This window comes from Bradyrhizobium sp. 21 (genome assembly GCF_023073335.1).
GTDB lineage: Bacteria > Pseudomonadota > Alphaproteobacteria > Rhizobiales > Xanthobacteraceae > Bradyrhizobium.
On sequence record NZ_JADPJG010000029.1, the window covers coordinates 21,405 to 42,084 of the forward strand.

The window sequence follows — 20,680 nt, forward strand, 5'->3', positions numbered from 1 at the left end:
GAGGATTGAAATGGGGCTGGCACGGCTGCCAAATCGCCAGCAGACATAACCATTTGACGGGGATTTTACCAGTGCTAGCCTTGCCAGTGAGCGTTGTGCACAGGCCATAGCCCGCCATTCGGCCGACCGACTTGCCCGGGATTGAAGCCATGAATGTCCCGTCGCTGCCCGCATCCCTCTCCGAGCCGGTGTCCGCCGAGGGCGTCGTCGCCGCCGGTGCCTATGTCGACGGCCGTCGCGTCGCCAATATCGCCATCAGCGAAGCCTCGAGCTGGCGGGCAAAACCCGGCCACGTGGTCTGGATCGGCCTGCACGAGCCGGACATGGCGCTGCTCGGCGCGGTGCAGAAGCAATTCGACCTGCACGAGCTCGCCATCGAGGACGCCAACAACGCCCATCAACGGCCGAAGATCGAGCAATATGGCGAGGCCCTGTTCATCGTGGCGCGCACCGCGCAACTGATCGAAGGCCGGATCGTTTTCGGCGAAACTCACATTTTCATCGGTGACGGCTATCTGGTTTCGGTGCGCCACGGCGCCTCGACGTCCTACACGGCGGTGCGCGAGCGCTGCGAGAGCTGCCCGCGGGCGCTGGCCCGCGGCGAGGATTACATCCTCTATGCGATCCTCGATTTCATCGTCGACAATTACTCGCCGGTGCTCGAGAGCATTCACGAAGAGGTCGAGGAGATCGAGGACTACGTGCTCGCAACCGCGATTACCAAGGCGCAGATCGAGCGGCTCTACATGCTGCGCCGTGACCTCTTGCGGCTGCGCAACGCGATCGGGCCGCTGGTGGAGGTCTGCCGCCGGCTGGAGCATGACGAGCTGTCGATGGTGCGGCCGACCATGCGGCCACTGTTCCGCGACGTCACCGACCACGTCCGCAACATCCAGGAGCGCATCGATTCCATGCGCGAGGTGCTGGCCTTCGCCTTCGAGGCAAGCCTGCTGGTCGGACAGGCGCAGGAAACCGCGGTGTCGAAGAAGCTCGCCTCGTGGCTTGCGATCCTCGCCGTCCCGACCGCAGTCGCCGGCATCTACGGGATGAATTTCAAATACATCCCGGAGCTGCAATGGGAATACAGCTACTTCGTCGTGATGGGAATGATGGCGCTCACCTGCGCCGGCTTGTACTGGCGCTTCCGTCGCGTCGGATGGCTGTGAAGCGCAGAGTTATGACGCAGGAACTTCGCTCAGCTCAAGTCTGCGCTCGATGTGATCGAGCCGCACGTCAGAACGTCCGAGTATTCCGCACACGTTCTGAAGGTCCTGCTGCATCGAAATCTGATGGCCTCGAAGGGCGTTCACCCCCGACTTGACCTCGTCGATCTTCTGATCGACGCGATCGAGCCTCTGTTGCACTTGCTTCAAAACTTCAAAGATCAACTCGTTGCTGACCTCGGCCATCGCGATCTCTCAGCCTTTCATCTCGATCGCATAGTTCTCGATCACGGTATTCGCCAACAGCTTGTCGGCGGCGTCCTTCAGCGCAGCTTCGGCCTTGGCCTTATCTGCGCCGGCGAGCTCGATATCGAACACCTTGCCCTGGCGGACGCTGGCGACGCCGTCGACGCCGAGCGACTTCAACGCACCCTCGATCGCCTTGCCCTGCGGATCGAGGATGCCCGTTTTCAACGTCACGGTAACACGTGCCTTCACGTCAAACCTCTTAGCTCTTCACCAGCACCGGACCGGAGCCCGCCGGACGCTCGTTCTCCATGAGGATGCCGAGGCGTCTTGCAACTTCGGTATAGGCCTCCAGGAGGCCGCCGAGATCCCTGCGGAAACGATCCTTGTCGAGCTTCTCGTTCGACTTGATGTCCCACAGACGGCAGCTATCCGGCGAGATCTCGTCGGCGACGATGATCCGCATCATCTCGTTCTCGAACAGCCGGCCGCACTCCATCTTGAAGTCGACGAGGCGGATGCCGATGCCGAGGAAGAGGCCCGTGAGGAAGTCGTTGACACGGATGGCGAGCGCCATGATGTCGTCGATCTCCTGCGGCGTCGCCCAACCGAACGCGGTGATGTGCTCTTCCGACACCATGGGGTCGTTGAGCTGGTCGTTCTTGTAGTAGAATTCGATGATCGAACGGGGCAGCTGCGTGCCCTCCTCGATGCCGAGGCGCTGCGACAGCGAGCCAGCGGCGACGTTCCGCACCACCACTTCCAGCGGCACGATCTCGACTTCGCGAATCAGCTGCTCGCGCATGTTGAGGCGGCGGATGAAATGGGTCGGCACCCCGATGTCGTTGAGGTGCTGAAACAGGTACTCCGAGATCCGGTTGTTGAGGACACCCTTGCCCTCGATCACCTGATGCTTTTTGGCATTGAACGCGGTGGCGTCATCCTTGAAGTGCTGGATCAGGGTACCGGGCTCCGGGCCTTCGTAAAGAACCTTTGCCTTGCCTTCATAAATGCGACGCCGACGGCTCATGGGGATGTACCGTGTTTTGTTGAAATCCATGTATCTGGTGTGCTCCGGTTGACGAGACCTGCGACCCACAGCGGAGCTGCCGTGAACGGCCCGGAACCCATAGAAACAGAACGGGAACCAAGCCTTAGGCAACCTATCCGATTGGCAGTCGCAGCACAATCGATCCAGCCGTCCGGCATCAAACTTATACCATCTTGCCTGCGGCTTAACGGCTCGTTGTTTTGCCGATTCGTGCCCCCTATCTAGGCACGCACCGGGGCTCTCGCAACGAGGGCCGCGGGGTCCGGTCAGCAGGGAATTGGAACAGGCATGAGCACGTTGGACAAGCGCGAGGAAGGCTTCGAGAAGAAGTTTGCGCTCGACGAGGAGCAGAAGTTCAGGGCGGAAGCCCGCCGCAACCGGCTGCTCGGGCTGTGGGCGGCCGAAAAGCTCGGAATCAGCGGTGAGGCCGCCACGGCGTACGCAAAGGAAGTGGTCGCGGCCGACTTCGAGGAAGCCGGCGATGCCGACGTCCTGCGCAAGGTCATGGGCGATTTCGCCGCCAAGAACGTGGCGATCACCGAACAGGCGATTCGCGCCAGGATGAGCGAATTGATCGCCGTGGCGGCTGCCGAGGTAAAGGCCGGGAAATAAACCAAAAGGGAGCGACGAATGGCAACGGAAGCCCGCCCGCCGCTCCCTCCATAACAGCCTTGCAGCCGGCCCCGGGCAATGCCAAATGGGCAGCATGCCCCAGGATCACACCAAAGATCACATCTCCAACGTCCTCGCCGAACGCTATGCGTCTCCCGCCATGCGCGCCATCTGGAGTGGCGAAGGCAAGGTTCGCCTCGAACGCGACTACTGGATTGCGGTGCTGAAGGGTCAGCGCGATCTCGGCATTCCGGTGCCAGACGGCGTGATCGAAAGCTACGAGCGCGTGAAGGACCAGATCAACCTCGAATCCATCATGCGCCGCGAGCGGGTCACCCGGCACGACGTCAAGGCGCGCATCGAGGAGTTCTGCGAACTCGCCGGTCATGAGCACCTCCACAAGGGCATGACCAGCCGCGACCTTACCGAGAACGTGGAGCAGTTGCAGGTCTACCGCGGACTCCAGCTCATCGAGACCAAGAGCATCGCTGCGCTGATCCGTTTTGCGAAGCATGCAAGGCAATTGCGCGACATGCCGTTCACGGCGCGCACGCATAACGTGGCCGCGCAGGTCACGACGCTCGGCAAGCGCATCGCCATGTTCGGTGAAGAGATGCTGCTGGCGCATCAGAGCGTGGTCAATGTGCTCGACACCTATCCCGCGCGCGGCCTGAAGGGCGCGGTGGGCACGCGGCTCGACCAGATCACCCTGTTCAATGGCGATGCCGGCAAGGCCCGCGCGCTGGAACAGCGCATCCTCGTCCACCTCGGTCTGCCCAAGAGTTTTGATGCCGTCGGCCAGGTCTATCCGCGCAGCCTCGACTTCCGTGCGGTCAGCGTGCTGGTCGATCTCGCCAGCGGACCGGGCAGCTTCGCCAAGACGTTGCGCCTGATGGCCGGCTATGAACTCGCCAGCGAAGGCTTTGCCAAGGGCCAGGTCGGCTCTTCCGCGATGCCTCACAAGATGAACAGCCGCTCCTGCGAGCGCATCAACGGCCTGCATGTGGTGTTGAAGGGCTATCTCGCCATGGCCGCAGGCCTCGCCGGCGACCAGTGGAACGAAGGCGACGTTTCCTGCTCCGTCGTCCGCCGCGTGATGCTGCCTGATGCCTTCCTCGCCATGGACGGCCTGATCGAGACCCTGCTCTCCGTGCTCGACCAGATGGAGGTGTTCGACGCCGTCGTCGCGACCGAGCTCAACCGTTACCTGCCCTTCCTGCTGACCACCACGGTCATGATGGAAGCGGTGAAGAAGGGTGCCGGCCGTGAAGGCGCGCACGAGGCGATCAAGGAACACGCGGTCGCGGCCATTCGCGACCTGCGCACCGGCAAGATCGTGCAGAACGACCTGCTCCAGCGTCTCGCCGCCGATCAGCGTCTCGGCCTCAGCGCGGTCGAATTGCAGAGCGTGCTCGATCACGGTCGCGCCAATTCCGGCGACGCCGGCGCTCAGGTCGATCACTTCGCCGAGCAGGTCGATGCTCTCGCGCGGGCCAAACCTGAAGCGGCCAGCTACACGCCTGGCGCGATCCTCTGAGAACTGCGAATAGTGAATGGCGAATAGCGAATGGGAAAAAAACAATCGCTACTCGCAATTCCCTATTCGCCCTCTTACTCCTCCTTGAACCCGTACTCCGGCACGTTGCCGCTGGCGCCGTAATATTTGTACGGCAAAAATTTGCCGCTCATGGTGATCTTGACGCGGTCGCCCTTCGGGTTGGGCAGTCGCTCCATCACCATGTCGAAGTCGATCGCCGACATGATGCCGTCGCCGTACTCTTCCTCGATCAGCGCTTTCCATGCCGGGCCGTTGACCATCACCAGCTCGTAGAAGCGATAGATCAAGGGATCGGTCGGCGGCATCGGCATGCCGCGCATCGGCGTCTCGTTGAGCATGGTGGTCTCGGACTTGGACAAGCCGAACAATTCAGCGGCGTTCGCGGCCTGCGGCTTTGTCAGCTTCATCTGCCCCAGGATCGCGCCGACGATCAGCACTTCGGAATAGCCGCCGATCTTCTCGCAGATATGTTTCCAGCTCCAGCCCTTCTCGCGCTTGATGTCGAGCAGTTTTTCGGTGAGGTCTTCGCGTTTCATGTCAGGGTCTCCGTTTCAGGCAGTCAGTCCGGGACTGGTCCCGGGTATCCAGGTCTGTCGTTGCTCGTCACTACCGGACGCAATCGTCAGTCCGGGCTTGCCGATGTGCACCACGGGCACATTGCGCGGATCGTGATCGGGTTTCTCGGCGGTGAAACTCTTGCTGCGCGTCACCAGGAAATCGATGATGTGGTTGCGCAGCGCATAGTACAGCGGATGGCGGTGCAGATCGGTGCGGCCCCGGTCCCTGGGCAGCGGATTCTCGACGACTTCCGCGAGCACCGCGCCGGGCCCGTTGGTCATCAGAAATATCTTGTCGGCCAGATAAATCGCCTCGTCGACGTCATGGGTGATCATGAACGCGGTCTGCCCGGTCTCCAGACAAATCCGGCGCACCTCGTCCTGGAGCGTGCCGCGCGTCAACGCGTCGAGCGCTGAGAACGGCTCGTCCATCAGCATCATCTTCGGCGTGATCGACAGTGCTCGCGCGATGCCGACGCGCTGCTTCATGCCACCCGACAATTCCGAGGGGCGCTTGTGCTCGGAGCCGGTGAGGCCGACCAGATCGATGAAGGTCTGCGCATGCGCCCTGACCTTGGCGCGATCCCAGCTTCGCCATTTCGAGCTCACAGCGTAGCCGACGTTGCCGAGCACGGTGCGCCAGGGCAGCAGCGCATGGCTCTGGAAGATCACGGCGCGGTCGAGGCTGGTGCCCGAGATCGCCTGCCCGTCGACGATGACGGCGCCCTCGCTCGGCGCATCGAGGCCGGCAAGGATATTCAGCACGGTGGTCTTGCCGCAGCCGGAATGGCCGATCACGCAGCAGAACTCGCCGCGCGCCATGGACAGCCACAAATTCTCGAACACGGCGGTCGTAGAACCGCCTGCGCCCGGATAGCGTTTTGCGATGCCTTCGATGGAGATGAATTTGCCGGTCACATCAGCTACTCCGGAAACGTGACCATGCGCGTGAAGCGCGCAAGGATCTGGTCGAGCAGCATGCCGACGACCCCGATCAGCAGGATCGCAATGATGACATTGGTGATCGAGAGGTTGTTCCACTCGTTCCAGACGAAATAGCCGATGCCGGTGCCGCCCACGAGCATTTCGGCGGCCACGATCACGAGCCAGGCGATGCCGATCGAGATGCGCATGCCGGTCAGGATCGTCGGTGCCGCCGCCGGCAGGATCACGGTGAAGGCGCGCCTGAACGTGCCGACCTCCAGCGTGCGCGCGACGTTGATCCATTCCTTGCGCACGCTGGCCACGCCAAAGACGGTGTTGAGCAGCATCGGCCAAATCGAGCAGATGAAGATCACGAAGATCGCCGAGATCGAGGAATCCTTGATGGTGTAGAGCGCGAGCGGCATCCAGGCCAGCGGCGAGATCGGCTTGAGTACCTGGATGAAGGGATCCAGCGCCTTGCTGAGCAGCGGCGACATGCCGATCAGGAAGCCGAGCGGAATAGCGACGAGCACGGCCAGGAAATAGCCGGTGCCGACGCGCGCGATCGAATAGCCGAGCTGGATGCCGAGCCCCTTGTCGTTCGGCCCGTTGTCGTAGAACGGCCGCCTCAAATGCTCCCAGAGCTTTGCGCCGACGTCGAGCGGCCCCGGCATCGCGGATTTATCCTGCGTTGCGGTCAGGCCCATCAGCTTGGCATACTCCGGGCTCATCGTGGCAACGGTGCCGGTCGAGCGCGTGGCGAGGTGCCAGATGCCGAGAAACGCGGCCAGCAGCACGATCGAGACGAGGCCGGCGCGGAGACGGAGGGAAGCGTTCATTTCGCAAGCCTTCTCCACACGTCGTCCCGGCGAAGGCCGGGACCCATAACCCCAACGAGGAGTTTGGCGAAGACACGTTGTTCGGTACTGCTACCGATCGCAATCGATAGATTCCGCGGTATAGGTCCCGGCCTTCGCCGGGACGACGATGGGGAGGGAACAGACGGCCTCACGACGCCTTCCTGATCTTGAAGCTCGCCACATAATCCTCGGGCTTCTCCGGATCGAACGTCTTGCCCATCACCGCGAACGATTTGTACGCACTCGCCGGCGGCGACAGGCCCATCTCGATCATTAGCTTCTTGGTATCCGTCGCCAGATATACCTGCTCCGCCACCGCCTTGTAGTCGACGTCGCCTTTGATCTGGCCCCAGCGCTTCATCTGCGTCAGCATCCACACCGCAAACGACTGCCAGGGGAACGGATCGAAATCGACACGCTTTGCGTCGGTCTTCACGCCGCCGAGGCCGTCGGCATAGGTGCCGGTCAAGACCTGCTCCAGCACGGTGACCGGCGCATTGATGTAATTGGCCGGCGCGATCGCCTCCGCGATCTGCTTGCGGTTCTCCGCTTTCGACGCATAGGCGGTGGCATCGACGATCGCGCGCGTCAGCGCCGCAAAGCTGTTTGGCGCCGTGGTGATGAACTCGCGGCTGGCGGCAAAGCTGCAGCACGGATGGCCGTCCCAGATCTCCTTCGACAGCAGATGCATGAAGCCGACGCCGTCATAGATCGCGCGCTGGCAGATGTTGTCGGGCGCGAGGAAGCCGTCGATGTTGTCGGCGCGCAAATTCGCGACCATCTCCGGCGGTGGCACCGAGCGCAGCTGCACGTCGGTATCGGGGTCGATGCCGTGCTCGGCGAGATAATAGCGCAGCAAATAATTGTGCATGGAATAGTCGAAGGGAATGGCGAACTTCATCCCCTTCCAGTCTTTCGGGTCGCGCTTGTCCTTGTGCTTGGTCGCGAGCACGATGCCCTGTCCGTTGATGTTCTCGATCGCCGGCACGGCAAACGGAATGGCGTTGGCGCCAAGGCCCAGCGAGATCGCGATCGGCATTGGCGCCAGCATGTGCGCGGCGTCGTATTCCTTGTTGATGGTCTTGTCGCGGATGACGGCCCAGCCCGCGGTCTTGACCACGTCGACGTTGAGGCCGTGCTTGGCATAGAAGCCCAGCGGCGCCGCCATGATGATCGGCGTGGCGCAGGTGATCGGGATGAAGCCGACCTTGAGGTCCTTCTTCTCGGGCGCTCCCGTTTGCGCAAAGACCTCGGTCGCGGTCTTGATCGGGAAGAACTGCGACAGCGCCGCCAGCGCTGTGGACGCGCCGATCGATTTCAGGAAAGCGCGCCGCGCCACATCCTGCGGAAACATCGCGCGCATCACCGCCGAGGCGACGACGCCCTCGTAGCGCTTCTCCTCGCTCTCGACCGGCTCGCAGCGCATCGCTGTGGCCTGGTCGTGCTCCGCTGCGGACTGGTGCTGGCCACAGGGACAGCCGGCTCGAAGGTTGCGATCGGGATCGAACGGATTGTCGAATATGGACATCGGACCTCCTGCGTCGTTGCCGGAAGGAATTACGCAAAGAGCATGCCACCGCTTCCCCGCTGGCCAGTGCCTTGATGACGCAGCACTTTTGCATTCTTTTGGCTGCTACGAAAACTCGTGATAAACGAAATATCGTAGCTTGATCACGAGATTTCGTAATGACAACAACGCCGATGCTTGTGCATGACGACCTCCCCGAGACGCTCGACCCTCGCGTCGCGGCGTTCGAAGCCTCGGTCGAGGCCACGCTGCTGATCGATCCCTATGGGGATGAGATCATTGAGGCCAATCCGGCCGCCTGCACCCTGCTCGGCTACGACCGTGCCTTGCTACGGCAGACCAGAGCGAGCACGCTGCATGCCGGCGAGCTTCCGGCGCTGACCGTCTTCACCCAGGCCGTGCTGCACAAGGGCGCCTACTGGAGCACCGCGCTGAATCCCCGCCACGCCACCGGACAGAAGCTCCGGCTGGAATATGCGGGCTGCGTCCTGCCCCATGACGGGCGCACGCTGGTGCAGCTCACCCTCACCGATCTCGAAGCCCGCCGCCGCCGCAATGTCGACGCCGCCGCCGAAGATCACATGCGCAGCGGGATTGCGACCTGGCAGCGGGTCGAACGCGTGTTCCAGGACATCGAGCGCGAGAACCAGTTGATCCTGCGGGCCGCCGGCGAAGGCATCTATGGCGTCAATTCCGAGGGCAAGACCACCTTCGTCAATCCTGCGGCCGAGCGCATGCTGGGCTGGACCGCCGAGGAGCTGGTTGGCAAGGAAATCCACCCCATCATGCATCACACCCATCATGATGGCCGGCACTATCACAACCACGATTGCCCGATCTACGCGGCGTTCCGCGACGGCGCGGTGCATCAGGTCGATGGCGAGGTGTTCTGGCGCAAGGACGGCTCGCCGGCCTGGGTCGAATACACTTCCACGCCCATTCGCGACCGCGGCGTTGTGGTCGGCGCCGTCGTCGTGTTTCGCGACGTTAGCCAGCGGCGCGAGGCGGACGAGAAGCTGCACGCCGCACTCACTGAAGTCGACCGCCTGCGCGAACGCCTTGAACTGGAAAACGCCTATCTCCAGGAGGAAATCCGCATCGAGACCAATCCGCGCGGCATCATCGGCCGGAGCGAGGCGATCCAGAAGACGCTGCGCCAGGTAAAGCTGGTGGCCCCGACCGCCGCGGCGGTGATGGTCACCGGCGAATCCGGCACCGGCAAGGAGTTGATCGCGCGCGCCATCCACGAGGACTCCACTCGCAGCGACCGCCCGCTGATCCGCGTCAATTGCGCGGCGATCCCGCGCGAATTGTTCGAGAGCGAGTTCTTCGGCCATGTCCGCGGCGCCTTCACCGGCGCGACGCGCGACCGCATCGGCCGCTTCGAACTGGCTGATGGCGGCACGCTGTTTCTCGACGAGGTCGGTGAGATTCCGCTGGAACTGCAGGGCAAGCTGCTGCGGGTGTTGCAGGAAGGCAATTTCGAGCGCGTCGGCGAGGAACGCACGCGCGCGGTCGATGTCCGCGTCATCGCCGCGACCAACCGCGATCTCAAGCAGGAGGTCCAGCGCGGCCGTTTTCGCGAGGACCTCTATTTCCGCCTCAACGTGTTCCCGATCGAGACCGTGCCGTTGCGCGAACGACGCGAGGACATTCCCCCGCTGGCGCAGCATTTCCTGACGCGCGAGAGCAAGGCGCTGAAGTCCAATTTGCGCCTGTCGGAGGGTGATGCGCGGCGACTGACCCGCTACGACTGGCCGGGCAACGTGCGAGAATTGCAGAACGTGATCGAGCGGGCGGCGATCCTGTCGCAGAACGGCCGGCTGCGTATCGATCTGCCGGAGGGGTCTGGCGTTCAGCCCACGCCGGGAGCCGCGCGCCAGAAGGCCGATGCGCGCCCGGTCGTGATGACATCGTCGGAGATGCGCGACCACGAGCGCGCCAACATCCTGGCCGCGCTCGATGCCTGCGCGGGGAAAGTGTTCGGACCCGGCGGGGCGGCGGACATGCTGGACATCAAGCCGACCACGCTGGCCTCGCGGATCAAGGCGCTGGGGATTGCGCCTCGTCCGCGGGCCCTCGGCTAGCGGCGATCACGCCGCCTTGGTCGTGACCTCCGATGCGATCGGCAGCCCCTGCTCGATCGGCAGCGACGGATCGCGCGACCACTCGTTCCAGGAGCCGAAATACATCCGCACGTCCTTCACGCCGGCATTCTTGAGCGCCAGGAACGTGTTCGAGGCCCGCGCGCCCTTGAAGCAGTAGAGATAGACCGGTGTCGTCGTCGAGATGCCGACGGTGGCGCATTCCGCCAGAATCTCGTCCTTGGACTTGAAGCGCGGGCCCTCGCCGGTCGGCTTCATCATGCGATACCATTCCAGCCAGACCGCGCCGGGGATGCGACCCTTGCGCGGGCAGAAATCCTTGCCGTAGGGCGACGAGCTGTCACCGATCCATTCGTCGACGTCGCGCACGTCGAGAATGGCGATGCCGGGTTTGCCGACCGCTCCTAACATGGTCTTCGCGTCGATCAGGATATCGCCCGCTTCAGGCACGATCGAGAACGAGGCCTTCGCCGGTGCCGGAACATCCTTCGTCACCGGGAGGCCCGCTCCCGCCCAGGCATCGAAGCCGCCATGCAGCACCTTGATCTTGGGATAGCCGAGCATGGTGAGCAGATAATAGCCGCGGCAGGACTGGCCGAAGCCGGAAGCCATCGACTGCTCGTAGATGACGGCCGTTTCCTTGCCCGAGAGGCCGGCAGCGCCAAAGGCGTCGGCGAACTTGGTCTTCAGCTCGCTCATGCCTTCCGGCGTCGAGGTCGCAAGGAACGTGAAAATCTCATGCACGTTCACGGCGTTGGGGAGGTGCCCGGCGCCGTAGGCGTCGGGGTTGCGGGTGTCGATGACGACACAGGGCTCGGTCTTCAAGAGATCGGCAAGTTCGCTGGCAGAGATCAGAACGTCCGTCATTGGCAGCCTCTCCATTGAGGTTAAGTGGTGGTCTTCCGGGTGGACTCGTGAAGCTCAGGAATCGGCGAGCATCTTGCGCAGCTGCTTGGTGGCCGGCGTGACGATCGCGACGAAATAGGCCTCGCGCAGGCGCCGCTGCGCACGGTGGCTTTTGAGATAGCCGCGCGCGCCACAATGCAGCATCGCCGCATGCGCCGCCGCGACACTGGCTTCGCCGGCACGAAGCCTGAGCGCGATCACCTTGCGCCAATAGGTTTCCTCCTCGTTGTAGGGATCGCGCGCCAGCGCCATCGTCTCCGCTTCCAGCTCGGCGGCGAGATCGCGGAAGTGCACCGGTTGCTGCGGCAGATAGCGGTTGATGTGGCCGAGCGGATTGTCCACCTCGTCCATGATGTTGATGCAATCCCTGATGAGGCCGAGCGCCATGCCGGCCTGGAGCAAAATGAAGCCGGCGCGGATCTTCTTGACAAAGGGCCCGGCGGGATCGGCGAGGATCAGCTCATCCGGCACGAAGACATCGCGGAACTGCACGCCATAGGTGCCGGTGCCGTCCATCGCGAGAAACGGCTTGCACGGCGCCAGCGTGATCGCGGGATCGGCGCAATCGGCAAGAAACATCACAGCGCCCGGCTCGTCCTCGCGCTCGAAGATGGTGCCGAAATAATGATCGGGCCCGAGATTGGAGACCCATGGCAGCGCACCGCGCACGACGTAGCCGCCATCGACCTTGCGTCCCTTCAATTTCAGTTTCTCGATGCCGAAGAAGCTCTTCATCGGATTGGAGAGCCCGGTGCCGCCGAGCACCCGACCGGTCGAGAAGCCGTCGCCGAAACGTCTTGCGAGCTTCATGTTGGTCGAATTGGCGGCGTACCAGACCAGCGTGTTCTGGCACCAGGCCATGAACGCCGTCGCGCCGCAGACCTCGCCGATCGCGGCCATCGCCTGGATGGCGCAACGCAAATCCGCGGGGCCTTCGTGGGGCACGTGACTGCCCCAAGCGCCGACGGCGCCGAACTTGCGCAGCACCTCGGCCGGATAGACCGATCCCTCATCGATCCCGGCGGCGAGTGGCGCGAGCTGCTCCTTCGCGATGCGCGCCACCTCGCCGGCAATGGACGGTGCGGGCTGATCCAAAACTTCGGCCCGTGATAAAGCCAGTGAACCCATGATCGTCTCCCGCACCTTGTCCTGTTGTGATCAGCTCAGACGCCGACCTCGAGATTGACCGGGCGGGTGAAGGTGTTGGCGACCGGCGACCATTGCTTCACATGGGCGACCAGCGCATTGATCTCGTCCTGCGAGATGCCGTCGCACTCCATGTCGACCTTGACGCGCACGTCGGTGAAGCCGACGGGCTTGTCGGAGACGTCGCCGGTGCCCCAGACCGCGGTGATGTTGAGGTCGCCTTCGAGCTCGAGCTCGAGCTTGTTGACGATCCAGCCGCGGTGCACGGCGTTGGCGTGCAGGCCGACCGCGAGGCAGGAGCCGAGCGCGGCGAGCGAGGCTTCCGACGGGTTTGGCGCGGTGTCATCACCGAGTAACCCCGGCGGCTCGTCGACGATATAGGGCTGCAGATTGCGGATGTAGTTGGCGTGGCGGAATTTTCCTTCCGCGACCGTCTTGCATTTCAAGGTCTTGATGACCTTCGGATTGGCCTTGCCGTTGGCGATCAGTTGCTCGAGCCCATTCTTGTCGATGGGCGCGAGGCAACCCGTCAGCACTGTCTTTTGAACGACGGCAGTCATCATTTTCTCCCTGGCAGCCGTGGAATCCGGCAGGATACCGAACGGTCTGTTTCCTTGCATGGAGCGTGCCAGAGAAGTCCAAAAACAAAAGGCGAGGCATTGGAGCCGCTTAGCGAGCCCTGCCTGCGGATTGATCAGCCGCCGCTTGCTCAAAGGCGATGCAGATGCGCTTTGCCGTGCGAATCTTTTCAGCGCAGAACAGAAGCGGCTTGCTGATGCGCCGCGGCTGCGAGTAAGTTTGGACTCATGACAAAGACGTCAAAGAAAAAATCCAATTCGCCCCACGCCGGTGCTGGCGAAGACGAATCCGCGCGCGGGCGCCTGCTCAGCGCCGCGACGCATCTGTTCTGCAAGAACGGAATCAACGCCACCGGCATCGACGCGATCATCGCGGAAGCCGGCACCGCGAAGACGACACTCTACAAGCTGTTCGGCTCCAAGACCAATCTCGTCAACGCGGTGCTGGAAAGCGAAGGCAAGCAGTGGCGCGAATGGTTCATCGGCGCCATGGAAGACGGCGGCGGCGACGCGCAGGCGAAGCTCTCGCGCATCTTCCCGGCGCTGAAGACCTGGTTCGCCGAAGAGCGCTTCTACGGCTGCCCCTTCATCAACGCGGTCGGCGAGCACGACAAGGACCAGAAGCTGTTCCGCAACATCGCGCTGAAGCACAAGAAGATCGTGCTCGGCCACATCGAGAAGCTCGCCGGCGAGCTCGGCTCGAGCGAGCCGGTCGTGCTGGCGCATCAGCTCGGGCTTTTGATCGACGGCGCGATCGTCGCCGCGATGATCTCGCGCGACCCGGGCGTGGCGGATACGGCAGCGCTCACTGCCGGCCCCCTGCTCAGCCAGTCGAAGGCGAAGAAGAAGCGCGCGGCGGATCAGTTAGAAGCGGTGTAGGCCGTAGGGTGGATTAGCCGAAGGCGTAATCCACCTCTTCGCTCTCAACGCGGAGCAAGAAGTGGTGGGTTACGCCAAGGGACTGCGCTTCGCGCAGCCCGGGGCTAACCCACCCTACGAAATGCGCCTCGGCAAAGTCCCCGTAAACCGCTTGATCGCATCGAGCACCGGCTGTTGATCGCCCGCAAAGAACCAATGATCGTGGCCGTCGAGTTCGACGAATTCCGCACCACGGATCCGGCTCGCCACATCACGGCCGGCCGCGATCCGCACAGCCTTGTCGTCCCGACGATGCAGCACCAGCGTCGGCACCGCAATCTGCGCCAGAAGATGCCGCACGTCGGCGTCGCGAAAGGCCTCCAACACCGCCGAGATGCCGCCGGGACTGGACGCCGCGCGCAGCAGCCCAGCCCACCAGGCGCGCGCCTGGGGATCGCCGGCAAGGCTCGGCGCGAAGGTTTCAATTCCCACCGGACCTCCCCATTGCGCGATGAGATGTTTGCTCCAGGCGTCGTATTGGCTGGCGCGCAACGCGTGCGGATAGTCCTGTGACCAGCAACCCTTGGCCAATGCGCCGAACAGGATGAGCCCGGCCACGAGACGCGGTTCATCGACTGCGAATTTGATGCAGGCCGGCCCGCATTCGGACGCGCCAAACAGCACGACGCGGCGTGCATCAGCCGCCCGCAGCACGGTGCCGATGTCCTCCGCGGTGACGTCCATGTCAGGCGCCGATCCGACCCGGTCGGACAGCCCGATGCCACGACGATCGAAAACGATCAGCCGCCCCAGCTTCATCAGTGAGGCCAGAAACGTCCGGCTCGCGGGATGCTCCCAGGCGCGTTCCACATGCGAGACGAAGCCGGGCATCACCAAAATGTCGAGTGGACCGCTTCCATAGGTTTGATACGCCAGATGCACACCGGCGCCCTTGACGTAGCGCGTCGTCGGAACGGCGGCGAGCGACGAAGCCGCGCCGGGGTCCAAGAGCGTCTCGGTCTCGGCTTCCGGCGCGACGCCAAGCTCGTCGCGCAGCCGCTGTATCAATGCCGCATGGTGCCGTTCAGCCGCGCTTCGGTCGCCGGCCAGCAAAAGGCTGCGCACCAGATGCCGGCCATAGACCTCGCTGAGCGGATCGAGTTCGACCAGGCGTCCCGCATGCACTGTCGCGGCAAAATGGTCGCCGGCGGCATTCTTTTCCTGCACCAGACGTTCGAGCGCGTGCACGAGCCGTCCCCTCAGCGCCTCCCGCCGAAAGAACGTCCAATCGTCGAATTCGGGACAGTCGTCCAGAGCGAAGCCCGCGAGGAAGTCACCCCGATAGATCAGGCAGGCCTCCTCAAAGTCCCCACGATCGCAGGCGCTCTCGAACAGATGCGAGTCGATCTTCAACTCGGCGGCTGGGGAGCATCTCACGCTGGTGCGGTCAGTCTCGAAAACCGGCTGGCCGAGCGTGAGCTCAATGCGGTGAAGCAGGCGCCGCAATCGCGCGAGGCCCGTCTCGCGGGCAGTTTCAGGCCACAGCAGGGCGGCAATCACGTCGCGCGCGACGGCGCCCTTGGCCTCCGCGAGATAGATCAGCAGCGCAAGACCCTTGCGCAGGTTCAGCTTGATCGGGCGGTCGTCGGCGTGGACCTCCGGGAACCCGAACGTCCCGAGCGTGAAGGCCGTCATGGAAGTCCTCTCTCCCCCGTCGGCGTCCCCGGGGGACGCGCAGGGGACGGTCCACCGATACGAGTCGGGCCAGATAGAGCCTGACCGCCCGCGAGCGGTTCAGCCTCCTGCATGCGGCACCGCTGCATCAGGCACAATAGGAAAAAACATGCTCTCGCGCCTCGCAATCCTGCTCTACGCCATCGTCAGCTATGCCGTATTCACGGTTTCATTTCTCTACGCGCTCGGTTTCGTCGGCAATTATGTCGTGCCCAAATCAATCGACAACTCGATTGACGTCGGCCGCCGGACGAATTTGGGCGAGGCCATCGTCGTCGACCTGCTGCTGCTGGGCCTGTTTGCCATCCAGCACAGCGTCATGGCGCGCCCATCCTTCAAACGAAGGATGACAAAACTCCTTCCAGCGGCCTGCCAGCGCAGCACCTACGTGCTGCTCTCCAGCCTGATCCTGTTGCTGCTGTTCTGGCAATGGCGTCCGATCCCGACCCCCGTCTGGCAGATCGACGGAATTGCCGCCTGGTTGCTGACCGGCGTGCATTGGCTCGGCTGGGTGATCGTGTTCGCCTCGACCTACATGATCGATCATTTCGATCTGTTTGGTCTGCGCCAGGCCTTCGTCGCGCTGCGCGGGGCCGAGATATCAGGTCAATCGTTCAGGACGCCGCTGCTCTACAAGATCGTGCGGCATCCGCTCATGCTGGGTTTTTTGATCGCGTTCTGGGCCACGCCCGAGATGACCGCCGGCCATTTGCTGTTCGCGATCGCAAACACGGCCTACATCCTGGTCGGGCTGCAATTCGAGGAACGGGATCTGATCGCCGAGTTCGGCATCACCTATCAAGAGTATCGCCGGCGCGTTCCCATGCTGGTGCCGCGTCTCTTCGGTCGCCGCAAGCCGGAAGATCGCCGGCCCGTGGGAGCACCGCGATGAACGCGCTGTTCCCTCTTCCCAGAACGTCTGTGGATGCCGCCACATTTGCCGATACGCTCGATGGACTCGACGTCGGTCTGTATCTCGTCGACGCGACCGCGCGTCTCGTTCACGCCAATACGGCCGGGCAAGCCATTCTCGACGCATGCAACGTCCTGCTTGAGATCCGCGGGCACCTGGTGGCCTGCGATCCCGCGGTCAGCCAGACATTGCGGCGGGTCTTCGCGGCCAGCGGACATGGCGATTCGGTCCCCGCTACCAGCGGAATCGCAATGCCGATGATCGGGCTGGACGGGGATCGCTACGTCGCCCATGTGCTGCCGCTGACGTCAGGCGCGCGCCTGCATGCGGGCGCCGCCTACAGCGCCGCGGCCGCGTTGTTCGTTCGCAAGGCGGCACTTGCCATGCCACCTCGTTCGGAAGCGCTCCGTCACGCGTTCAAGCTGACGCCGATGGAGTTGCGGGTCCTGCTCGCGATCGTCGAACTCGGCGGCATTCCCCAAGTGGCCGCAGCTCTCGGCGTTGCCGCGACGACGATCAGGACGCATGTCCGTCATCTCTTCGAAAAGACCGGTACCGCGCGACAGGCCGATTTCGTCAAGCTCGTCGCGGGATATGCAACGCCATTGAGAGAAGCCGGAGAGTCACGATGAGAGCGGTGCTATGCACGTCGTTCAGCGGACCAGGCGATTTGCGCCTCAGTGAGTTCGATGAGCCGAAGCCTGCCCTCGACGAGATTCTCATCGACGTCCACGCGGCCTCGGTCAGTTTCATGGACCAATTGATGGTCTCCGGCCTCTACCAGATGCGGCCGCCGACGCCCTTCGTGCCCGGCACGGAGGCGTCCGGTGTCGTCGTCGCGGCCGGCGACAGGGTCACGGCATTTGCTCCCGGCGATCGCGTGGCGTGCAGCAGCTGGACCGGCGGCTACGCCGAACGGATGACCGCGAAGGAATCGAAGAGCGTGCATCTGCCTGATGGCGTCGCCTTCGAAACTGCAGCGACGGTGCTGCACAATTACGGCACGGCCTATTACGCGCTGGTCGAACGCGCACGGGCGCAGCGTGGCGAAACACTCCTCGTCACGGGCGCGGCCGGCGGGGTCGGACTCGCCGCCGTCGATCTCGGCAGCCATCTGGGCTTGCGCGTCATCGCCGGTGTCGGCTCCGACGACAAGGCGGCCCTGGTACGAAGCTACGGCGCCAGCGAAATCGTCAACTATCGCAGCGAAGATCTGCGCAACCGGATCAAGGCGATCACGTCAGGAGAAGGCATCGACATCGGCTTCGACAATATCGGCGGTGCGATCTTCGAGCAGATGGCCCGGCAGATGAAATGGGGCGGACGGCTGATGCCGATCGGCTTCACCAGCGGCGAGATTCCACAGATCCCGATGAACCTGCCGCTTCTGAAGAACTATTCCATCCTCGGTGTCTTCGTCGGCGCCTGGGCCGAGAAATTTTCCGCCGATGCCGCACGGATGAACGACAGGCTGATGCAATTGCTGGCCGAGGGAAAAATCCGCCCGCATATCGATCGCGTCCTCCCTTTGGAGGAGGCGGGGAAGGCCATGCGCGCCGTGGCCGACCGGACGGTTCAGGGACGAATTGTCCTCAAGATCAGGTAGAGTGCACCGACGAGGAAGAGAGAACGATGACACCCATCATCATCGACAAGCGCTTTTGCGGTCCTCCGAACTCCGGGAATGGCGGCTATGTCTGCGGCCGACTGGCCCGGCACATTCCCGGGGCTGCGGAGGTGACGCTGCGCGCCCCGCCTCCCCTGGACAAGCCGCTCGATGCCATCGCCACGGACGAGGGCACATGGCAGCTTCGCGACGGCGGCAACATCGTCGCGACCGCGCGACCGGCAAGCGTCGAGCTTGCGCGTCTGGAAAAAGCCAGCTTCGAAGAGGCCTGCGCCGCCGAATTGCTGACCCCGGTCAAGCCGCACGAGCATCCGCTGCCGACCTGCTTCGTCTGCGGTCCCGCAAGAGCGAAGGGAGACGGCCTGCGCATTTTCGCCGGACCGCTCGGACGTCATACCGCCGTTCTTGCGGCGAGCTGGACACCCGATCCGAGTCTGGCCGCTGCGGACGGTCTGATCGCCCCCGAATTTCTCTGGTCCGCGCTCGATTGTCCCACCGGCTTTGCCTGCAATTGCGATCAGCAGAGCGGCAGTTTCGACAAGACGCCACTGCTGCTGGGCCGGATGTCCGCCCGCATCGAAACGCGCCCGCGCCCCGGCGAGCGCTGCATCATCACGGCGTGGCCGACAGGTCGCGACGGCCGCAAACGCGCGGCGGAGGCCGCGATCCTCAATGAAGCCGGGCGGTTGCTGGCCGTGGCGAGGACAACATGGATCGCGGTCGAGCGCGAGGTGCAGCTCGGGCGCGCTTCGTAGGGTGGATTAGCGAAGCGTAATCCACCACCTCCCTCCGCAATCGCTGAAGCATGGTGGGTTACGCCTCGCGGACTGCGCTTCGCGCAGCCGCAAGGCTAACCCACCCTACGAAGCTTGCTACGCGCTCTCGATCATCGCCTGCAGCCGCACCAGCTCCGCCTCAATATCCCGCTCCACATCCGCCGCCCGCATCTCGATCACCCGATAGTCCCGCGCCTCCAGCCACGCCCGCCGCGACGCGCGGTCCGCAGCGATCGTCTCGCCCTCGCCGGGGTTCACCAGTTCGATCGCGATCCGGTGCGGGAACGAGACGAAGTCCGGGATGTGCCGGCCGACCGGGGTCTGGCGCTTGAACGCTCCTGCGAAGCGGCGGTCGCGGGTCAGGGCCTGCCAGAGCAGGCGCTCGGCGTCGGTGGGGTTGCGGCGGAGCAGGCGGGCGAGGCCGCGCACGGTCGAGCCGCTGTCGGGCACACCGCCGCCCTGCCCGTGCTCGGCGAGCAGCGCGCGCAGGCGCGTGGCCTGCTCGCCGTCGAGCACGCCGCCCTTCGCAGGACCCTTGCGGCCTTCGGCGATCGCCATGACGACCCCGTGCAAGGTGTGCATGTCCTGCTTGGTCGGCTCCATCCGGCTGAAAATGTTGCGCAGGTTCACCAGCATGGTGTCGCGCTTTTCGGCGGGTCGCAAAAATTCGACCCGGTCGAGCTCGCGGATGAGGTTGTCGAAGAAGGCCCCCATCTGGTGCTGCGAGGCGCGCTCGGAACGCTCGGGCATGGCGTGCGGCAGCTCGCCGGAGGTCGCGCGCTTGAACCATTCATAGCCCACCAGGAGCACGGCCTGGGCAAGGTTGAGCGAGGCAAAGCCCGGATTGACCGGGAAGGTGATGATGCGGTTGGCGAGTCCGACCTCCTCGTTGGTCAGGCCCCAGCGCTCGCGGCCGAACAGGATGCCGGCCTTGCCCCCGGTCGCGACGTGACCGGCGATCTCGGCTGCGGCAGCTTCCGGCCCGACCACCGGCTTGGCCTGGTCATGCGGCCGGGCGGTGGTGGCGAACAGCAAATCGAGATCGGCGACGGCCTCACCGACCGTGGCGAACAATTCGACCTTTTCCAGAATGTGGTCGGCACCGGCCGCCGCCCGCTGGGCCGCGATGTTCGGCCAGCCGTCGCGGGGGTTGACGATGCGCAAGGCGCCCAGCGCAAAATTGCCCATGGCGCGCGCGGCCATGCCGATGTTTTCACCCAGCTGCGGCTCGACCAGGATCACGATGGGACCGTCGAGGGAAAGGCCCGCCTTGCTCTTGTCAGTCCCCGACATCTCGTCTCGCTTTCACGCTGACTCTCCAATGCCTTGGCAAGTCGCTCTTCAGGTATTGATTCAAAGCCGGCCTTGGGGGGCCGGCTTTCCCGTTCGCCTGTCGTTTGCCTGTCCTGACGAAATTCTCAAGGGAAATAACGGGTTGGATTCGACTTTTGAATCTCGCCTGAAACTTCACCCCGGCCCCCGCGGTTTGGCGCCAGCCCGCCCCCCATCCGTGGAGGCTGGATGAGCTAAAAGTGCAT

Annotated in this window: 21 protein-coding genes; 9 read left to right on the top strand and 12 right to left on the bottom strand. The window is 63.7% G+C overall.

Features of this window, described 5'->3' with window-relative positions; translation table 11 throughout:
* Positions 1–149 precede the first annotated feature (149 nt).
* Positions 150–1,166 carry a magnesium and cobalt transport protein CorA gene (locus IVB31_RS23415; RefSeq protein ID WP_247328221.1) on the top strand — a complete coding sequence of 339 codons (1,017 nt, stop codon included), beginning with the start codon at positions 150–152 and terminating at the stop codon, positions 1,164–1,166.
* A 9-nt stretch (positions 1,167–1,175) separates the two neighbouring features.
* Here IVB31_RS23415 and IVB31_RS23420 read toward each other — a convergent pair whose 3' ends face one another.
* Genes IVB31_RS23420 through purC form a run of 3 tightly spaced genes read right to left on the bottom strand, consistent with a single transcriptional unit; the run spans position 1,176 to position 2,439 of the window.
* A complete protein-coding gene (locus tag IVB31_RS23420) occupies positions 1,176–1,409 on the bottom strand; it encodes a hypothetical protein (protein ID WP_247328224.1) in 234 nt (77 codons plus the stop codon).
* 9 nt (positions 1,410–1,418) lie between these two features.
* Complete coding sequence (gene purS, locus IVB31_RS23425) at positions 1,419–1,661, bottom strand: phosphoribosylformylglycinamidine synthase subunit PurS (protein ID WP_211378127.1); 243 nt, start codon at positions 1,659–1,661, stop codon at positions 1,419–1,421.
* 10 nt (positions 1,662–1,671) lie between these two features.
* Positions 1,672–2,439, bottom strand: coding sequence for a phosphoribosylaminoimidazolesuccinocarboxamide synthase (gene purC / locus IVB31_RS23430; RefSeq protein ID WP_247328228.1), 768 nt, complete (start codon positions 2,437–2,439; stop codon positions 1,672–1,674).
* A 309-nt stretch (positions 2,440–2,748) separates the two neighbouring features.
* On the opposite strand from purC, the gene IVB31_RS23435 reads away from it, so the two are divergent.
* Both IVB31_RS23435 and purB read left to right on the top strand, forming a co-directional pair.
* Positions 2,749–3,072, top strand: coding sequence for a DUF1476 domain-containing protein (locus tag IVB31_RS23435; RefSeq protein ID WP_247328230.1), 324 nt, complete (start codon positions 2,749–2,751; stop codon positions 3,070–3,072).
* 94 nt (positions 3,073–3,166) lie between these two features.
* Positions 3,167–4,609 (top strand): adenylosuccinate lyase, encoded by a 1,443-nt coding sequence (gene purB, locus IVB31_RS23440; RefSeq protein ID WP_346730893.1) that lies wholly within the window; start codon positions 3,167–3,169, stop codon positions 4,607–4,609.
* A 74-nt stretch (positions 4,610–4,683) separates the two neighbouring features.
* Here the strand turns inward: purB and cynS are convergent, their stop codons facing one another.
* From cynS to IVB31_RS23460, 4 genes are all read right to left on the bottom strand, one after another.
* Complete coding sequence (cynS, locus tag IVB31_RS23445) at positions 4,684–5,166, bottom strand: cyanase (RefSeq protein WP_247328234.1); 483 nt, start codon at positions 5,164–5,166, stop codon at positions 4,684–4,686.
* 15 nt (positions 5,167–5,181) lie between these two features.
* Positions 5,182–6,105 (bottom strand): ABC transporter ATP-binding protein, encoded by a 924-nt coding sequence (locus IVB31_RS23450; RefSeq protein ID WP_247328236.1) that lies wholly within the window; start codon positions 6,103–6,105, stop codon positions 5,182–5,184.
* A 5-nt stretch (positions 6,106–6,110) separates the two neighbouring features.
* The gene (gene ntrB, locus IVB31_RS23455; protein ID WP_247328239.1) at positions 6,111–6,950 is read right to left on the bottom strand and encodes a nitrate ABC transporter permease; all 840 of its coding nucleotides are present in this window, start codon (positions 6,948–6,950) and stop codon (positions 6,111–6,113) included.
* A gap of 169 nt (positions 6,951–7,119) precedes the next feature.
* Positions 7,120–8,499: a CmpA/NrtA family ABC transporter substrate-binding protein gene (locus tag IVB31_RS23460; RefSeq protein ID WP_247328241.1), complete on the bottom strand. Its 1,380-nt coding sequence runs from the start codon at positions 8,497–8,499 to the stop codon at positions 7,120–7,122.
* A gap of 158 nt (positions 8,500–8,657) precedes the next feature.
* Between IVB31_RS23460 and IVB31_RS23465 the strand changes: the two genes are divergently transcribed.
* Positions 8,658–10,586 carry a sigma 54-interacting transcriptional regulator gene (locus tag IVB31_RS23465; protein WP_247328243.1) on the top strand — a complete coding sequence of 643 codons (1,929 nt, stop codon included), beginning with the start codon at positions 8,658–8,660 and terminating at the stop codon, positions 10,584–10,586.
* 6 nt (positions 10,587–10,592) lie between these two features.
* Here the strand turns inward: IVB31_RS23465 and IVB31_RS23470 are convergent, their stop codons facing one another.
* The 3 genes from IVB31_RS23470 to IVB31_RS23480 are packed head-to-tail and all read right to left on the bottom strand — an operon-like array spanning position 10,593 to position 13,216.
* Positions 10,593–11,471 (bottom strand): sulfurtransferase, encoded by an 879-nt coding sequence (locus tag IVB31_RS23470; RefSeq protein WP_247328245.1) that lies wholly within the window; start codon positions 11,469–11,471, stop codon positions 10,593–10,595.
* 54 nt (positions 11,472–11,525) lie between these two features.
* Positions 11,526–12,638 carry an acyl-CoA dehydrogenase family protein gene (locus IVB31_RS23475; RefSeq protein WP_247328247.1) on the bottom strand — a complete coding sequence of 371 codons (1,113 nt, stop codon included), beginning with the start codon at positions 12,636–12,638 and terminating at the stop codon, positions 11,526–11,528.
* 35 nt (positions 12,639–12,673) lie between these two features.
* A complete protein-coding gene (locus IVB31_RS23480; protein ID WP_247328250.1) occupies positions 12,674–13,216 on the bottom strand; it encodes an OsmC family protein in 543 nt (180 codons plus the stop codon).
* 246 nt (positions 13,217–13,462) lie between these two features.
* Between IVB31_RS23480 and IVB31_RS23485 the strand changes: the two genes are divergently transcribed.
* Positions 13,463–14,113 (top strand): TetR/AcrR family transcriptional regulator, encoded by a 651-nt coding sequence (locus tag IVB31_RS23485; protein ID WP_247328252.1) that lies wholly within the window; start codon positions 13,463–13,465, stop codon positions 14,111–14,113.
* Between the two features lie 114 nt (positions 14,114–14,227).
* On the opposite strand, the gene IVB31_RS23490 is transcribed toward IVB31_RS23485, so the two are convergent.
* The gene (locus tag IVB31_RS23490; RefSeq protein ID WP_247328254.1) at positions 14,228–15,787 is read right to left on the bottom strand and encodes an alpha/beta fold hydrolase; all 1,560 of its coding nucleotides are present in this window, start codon (positions 15,785–15,787) and stop codon (positions 14,228–14,230) included.
* A 148-nt stretch (positions 15,788–15,935) separates the two neighbouring features.
* On the opposite strand from IVB31_RS23490, the gene mddA reads away from it, so the two are divergent.
* The 4 genes from mddA to IVB31_RS23510 are packed head-to-tail and all read left to right on the top strand — an operon-like array spanning position 15,936 to position 19,121.
* Positions 15,936–16,718, top strand: a complete 783-nt coding sequence (gene mddA / locus IVB31_RS23495) for a methanethiol S-methyltransferase (protein WP_247328257.1) — start codon at positions 15,936–15,938, stop codon at positions 16,716–16,718.
* Positions 16,715–17,371 carry a LuxR family transcriptional regulator gene (locus IVB31_RS23500; RefSeq protein WP_247328259.1) on the top strand — a complete coding sequence of 219 codons (657 nt, stop codon included), beginning with the start codon at positions 16,715–16,717 and terminating at the stop codon, positions 17,369–17,371. The genes mddA and IVB31_RS23500 overlap by 4 nt, the downstream gene beginning before the upstream one ends.
* Positions 17,368–18,345 carry an NADPH:quinone oxidoreductase family protein gene (locus tag IVB31_RS23505; RefSeq protein ID WP_247328262.1) on the top strand — a complete coding sequence of 326 codons (978 nt, stop codon included), beginning with the start codon at positions 17,368–17,370 and terminating at the stop codon, positions 18,343–18,345. The genes IVB31_RS23500 and IVB31_RS23505 overlap by 4 nt, the downstream gene beginning before the upstream one ends.
* 26 nt (positions 18,346–18,371) lie before the next feature.
* Positions 18,372–19,121, top strand: a complete 750-nt coding sequence (locus IVB31_RS23510; protein WP_247328264.1) for a hypothetical protein — start codon at positions 18,372–18,374, stop codon at positions 19,119–19,121.
* A gap of 117 nt (positions 19,122–19,238) precedes the next feature.
* Here the strand turns inward: IVB31_RS23510 and IVB31_RS23515 are convergent, their stop codons facing one another.
* A complete protein-coding gene (locus IVB31_RS23515; RefSeq protein ID WP_247328268.1) occupies positions 19,239–20,435 on the bottom strand; it encodes a TrmJ/YjtD family RNA methyltransferase in 1,197 nt (398 codons plus the stop codon).
* Positions 20,436–20,680 lie beyond the last annotated feature (245 nt).

What these genes read in the sequence shown, in the direction of transcription:
- IVB31_RS23415 (WP_247328221.1), top strand. Translation starts at nt 150, where the DNA reads ATGAATGTCCCGTCGCTGCCCGCATCCCTCTCCGAGCCGGTGTCCGCC.
- IVB31_RS23465 (WP_247328243.1), top strand. Translation starts at nt 8,658, where the DNA reads ATGACAACAACGCCGATGCTTGTGCATGACGACCTCCCCGAGACGCTC.
- cynS (WP_247328234.1), bottom strand. Translation starts at nt 5,166, where the DNA reads ATGAAACGCGAAGACCTCACCGAAAAACTGCTCGACATCAAGCGCGAG.
- IVB31_RS23460 (WP_247328241.1), bottom strand. Translation starts at nt 8,499, where the DNA reads ATGTCCATATTCGACAATCCGTTCGATCCCGATCGCAACCTTCGAGCC.
- IVB31_RS23420 (WP_247328224.1), bottom strand. Translation starts at nt 1,409, where the DNA reads ATGGCCGAGGTCAGCAACGAGTTGATCTTTGAAGTTTTGAAGCAAGTG.
- IVB31_RS23485 (WP_247328252.1), top strand. Translation starts at nt 13,463, where the DNA reads ATGACAAAGACGTCAAAGAAAAAATCCAATTCGCCCCACGCCGGTGCT.
- ntrB (WP_247328239.1), bottom strand. Translation starts at nt 6,950, where the DNA reads ATGAACGCTTCCCTCCGTCTCCGCGCCGGCCTCGTCTCGATCGTGCTG.
- IVB31_RS23500 (WP_247328259.1), top strand. Translation starts at nt 16,715, where the DNA reads ATGAACGCGCTGTTCCCTCTTCCCAGAACGTCTGTGGATGCCGCCACA.
- IVB31_RS23510 (WP_247328264.1), top strand. Translation starts at nt 18,372, where the DNA reads ATGACACCCATCATCATCGACAAGCGCTTTTGCGGTCCTCCGAACTCC.
- purC (WP_247328228.1), bottom strand. Translation starts at nt 2,439, where the DNA reads ATGAGCCGTCGGCGTCGCATTTATGAAGGCAAGGCAAAGGTTCTTTAC.
- IVB31_RS23505 (WP_247328262.1), top strand. Translation starts at nt 17,368, where the DNA reads ATGAGAGCGGTGCTATGCACGTCGTTCAGCGGACCAGGCGATTTGCGC.
- IVB31_RS23490 (WP_247328254.1), bottom strand. Translation starts at nt 15,787, where the DNA reads ATGACGGCCTTCACGCTCGGGACGTTCGGGTTCCCGGAGGTCCACGCC.
- purB (WP_346730893.1), top strand. Translation starts at nt 3,167, where the DNA reads ATGCCCCAGGATCACACCAAAGATCACATCTCCAACGTCCTCGCCGAA.
- mddA (WP_247328257.1), top strand. Translation starts at nt 15,936, where the DNA reads ATGCTCTCGCGCCTCGCAATCCTGCTCTACGCCATCGTCAGCTATGCC.
- IVB31_RS23475 (WP_247328247.1), bottom strand. Translation starts at nt 12,638, where the DNA reads ATGGGTTCACTGGCTTTATCACGGGCCGAAGTTTTGGATCAGCCCGCA.
- IVB31_RS23470 (WP_247328245.1), bottom strand. Translation starts at nt 11,471, where the DNA reads ATGACGGACGTTCTGATCTCTGCCAGCGAACTTGCCGATCTCTTGAAG.
- IVB31_RS23435 (WP_247328230.1), top strand. Translation starts at nt 2,749, where the DNA reads ATGAGCACGTTGGACAAGCGCGAGGAAGGCTTCGAGAAGAAGTTTGCG.
- IVB31_RS23480 (WP_247328250.1), bottom strand. Translation starts at nt 13,216, where the DNA reads ATGACTGCCGTCGTTCAAAAGACAGTGCTGACGGGTTGCCTCGCGCCC.
- IVB31_RS23515 (WP_247328268.1), bottom strand. Translation starts at nt 20,435, where the DNA reads ATGTCGGGGACTGACAAGAGCAAGGCGGGCCTTTCCCTCGACGGTCCC.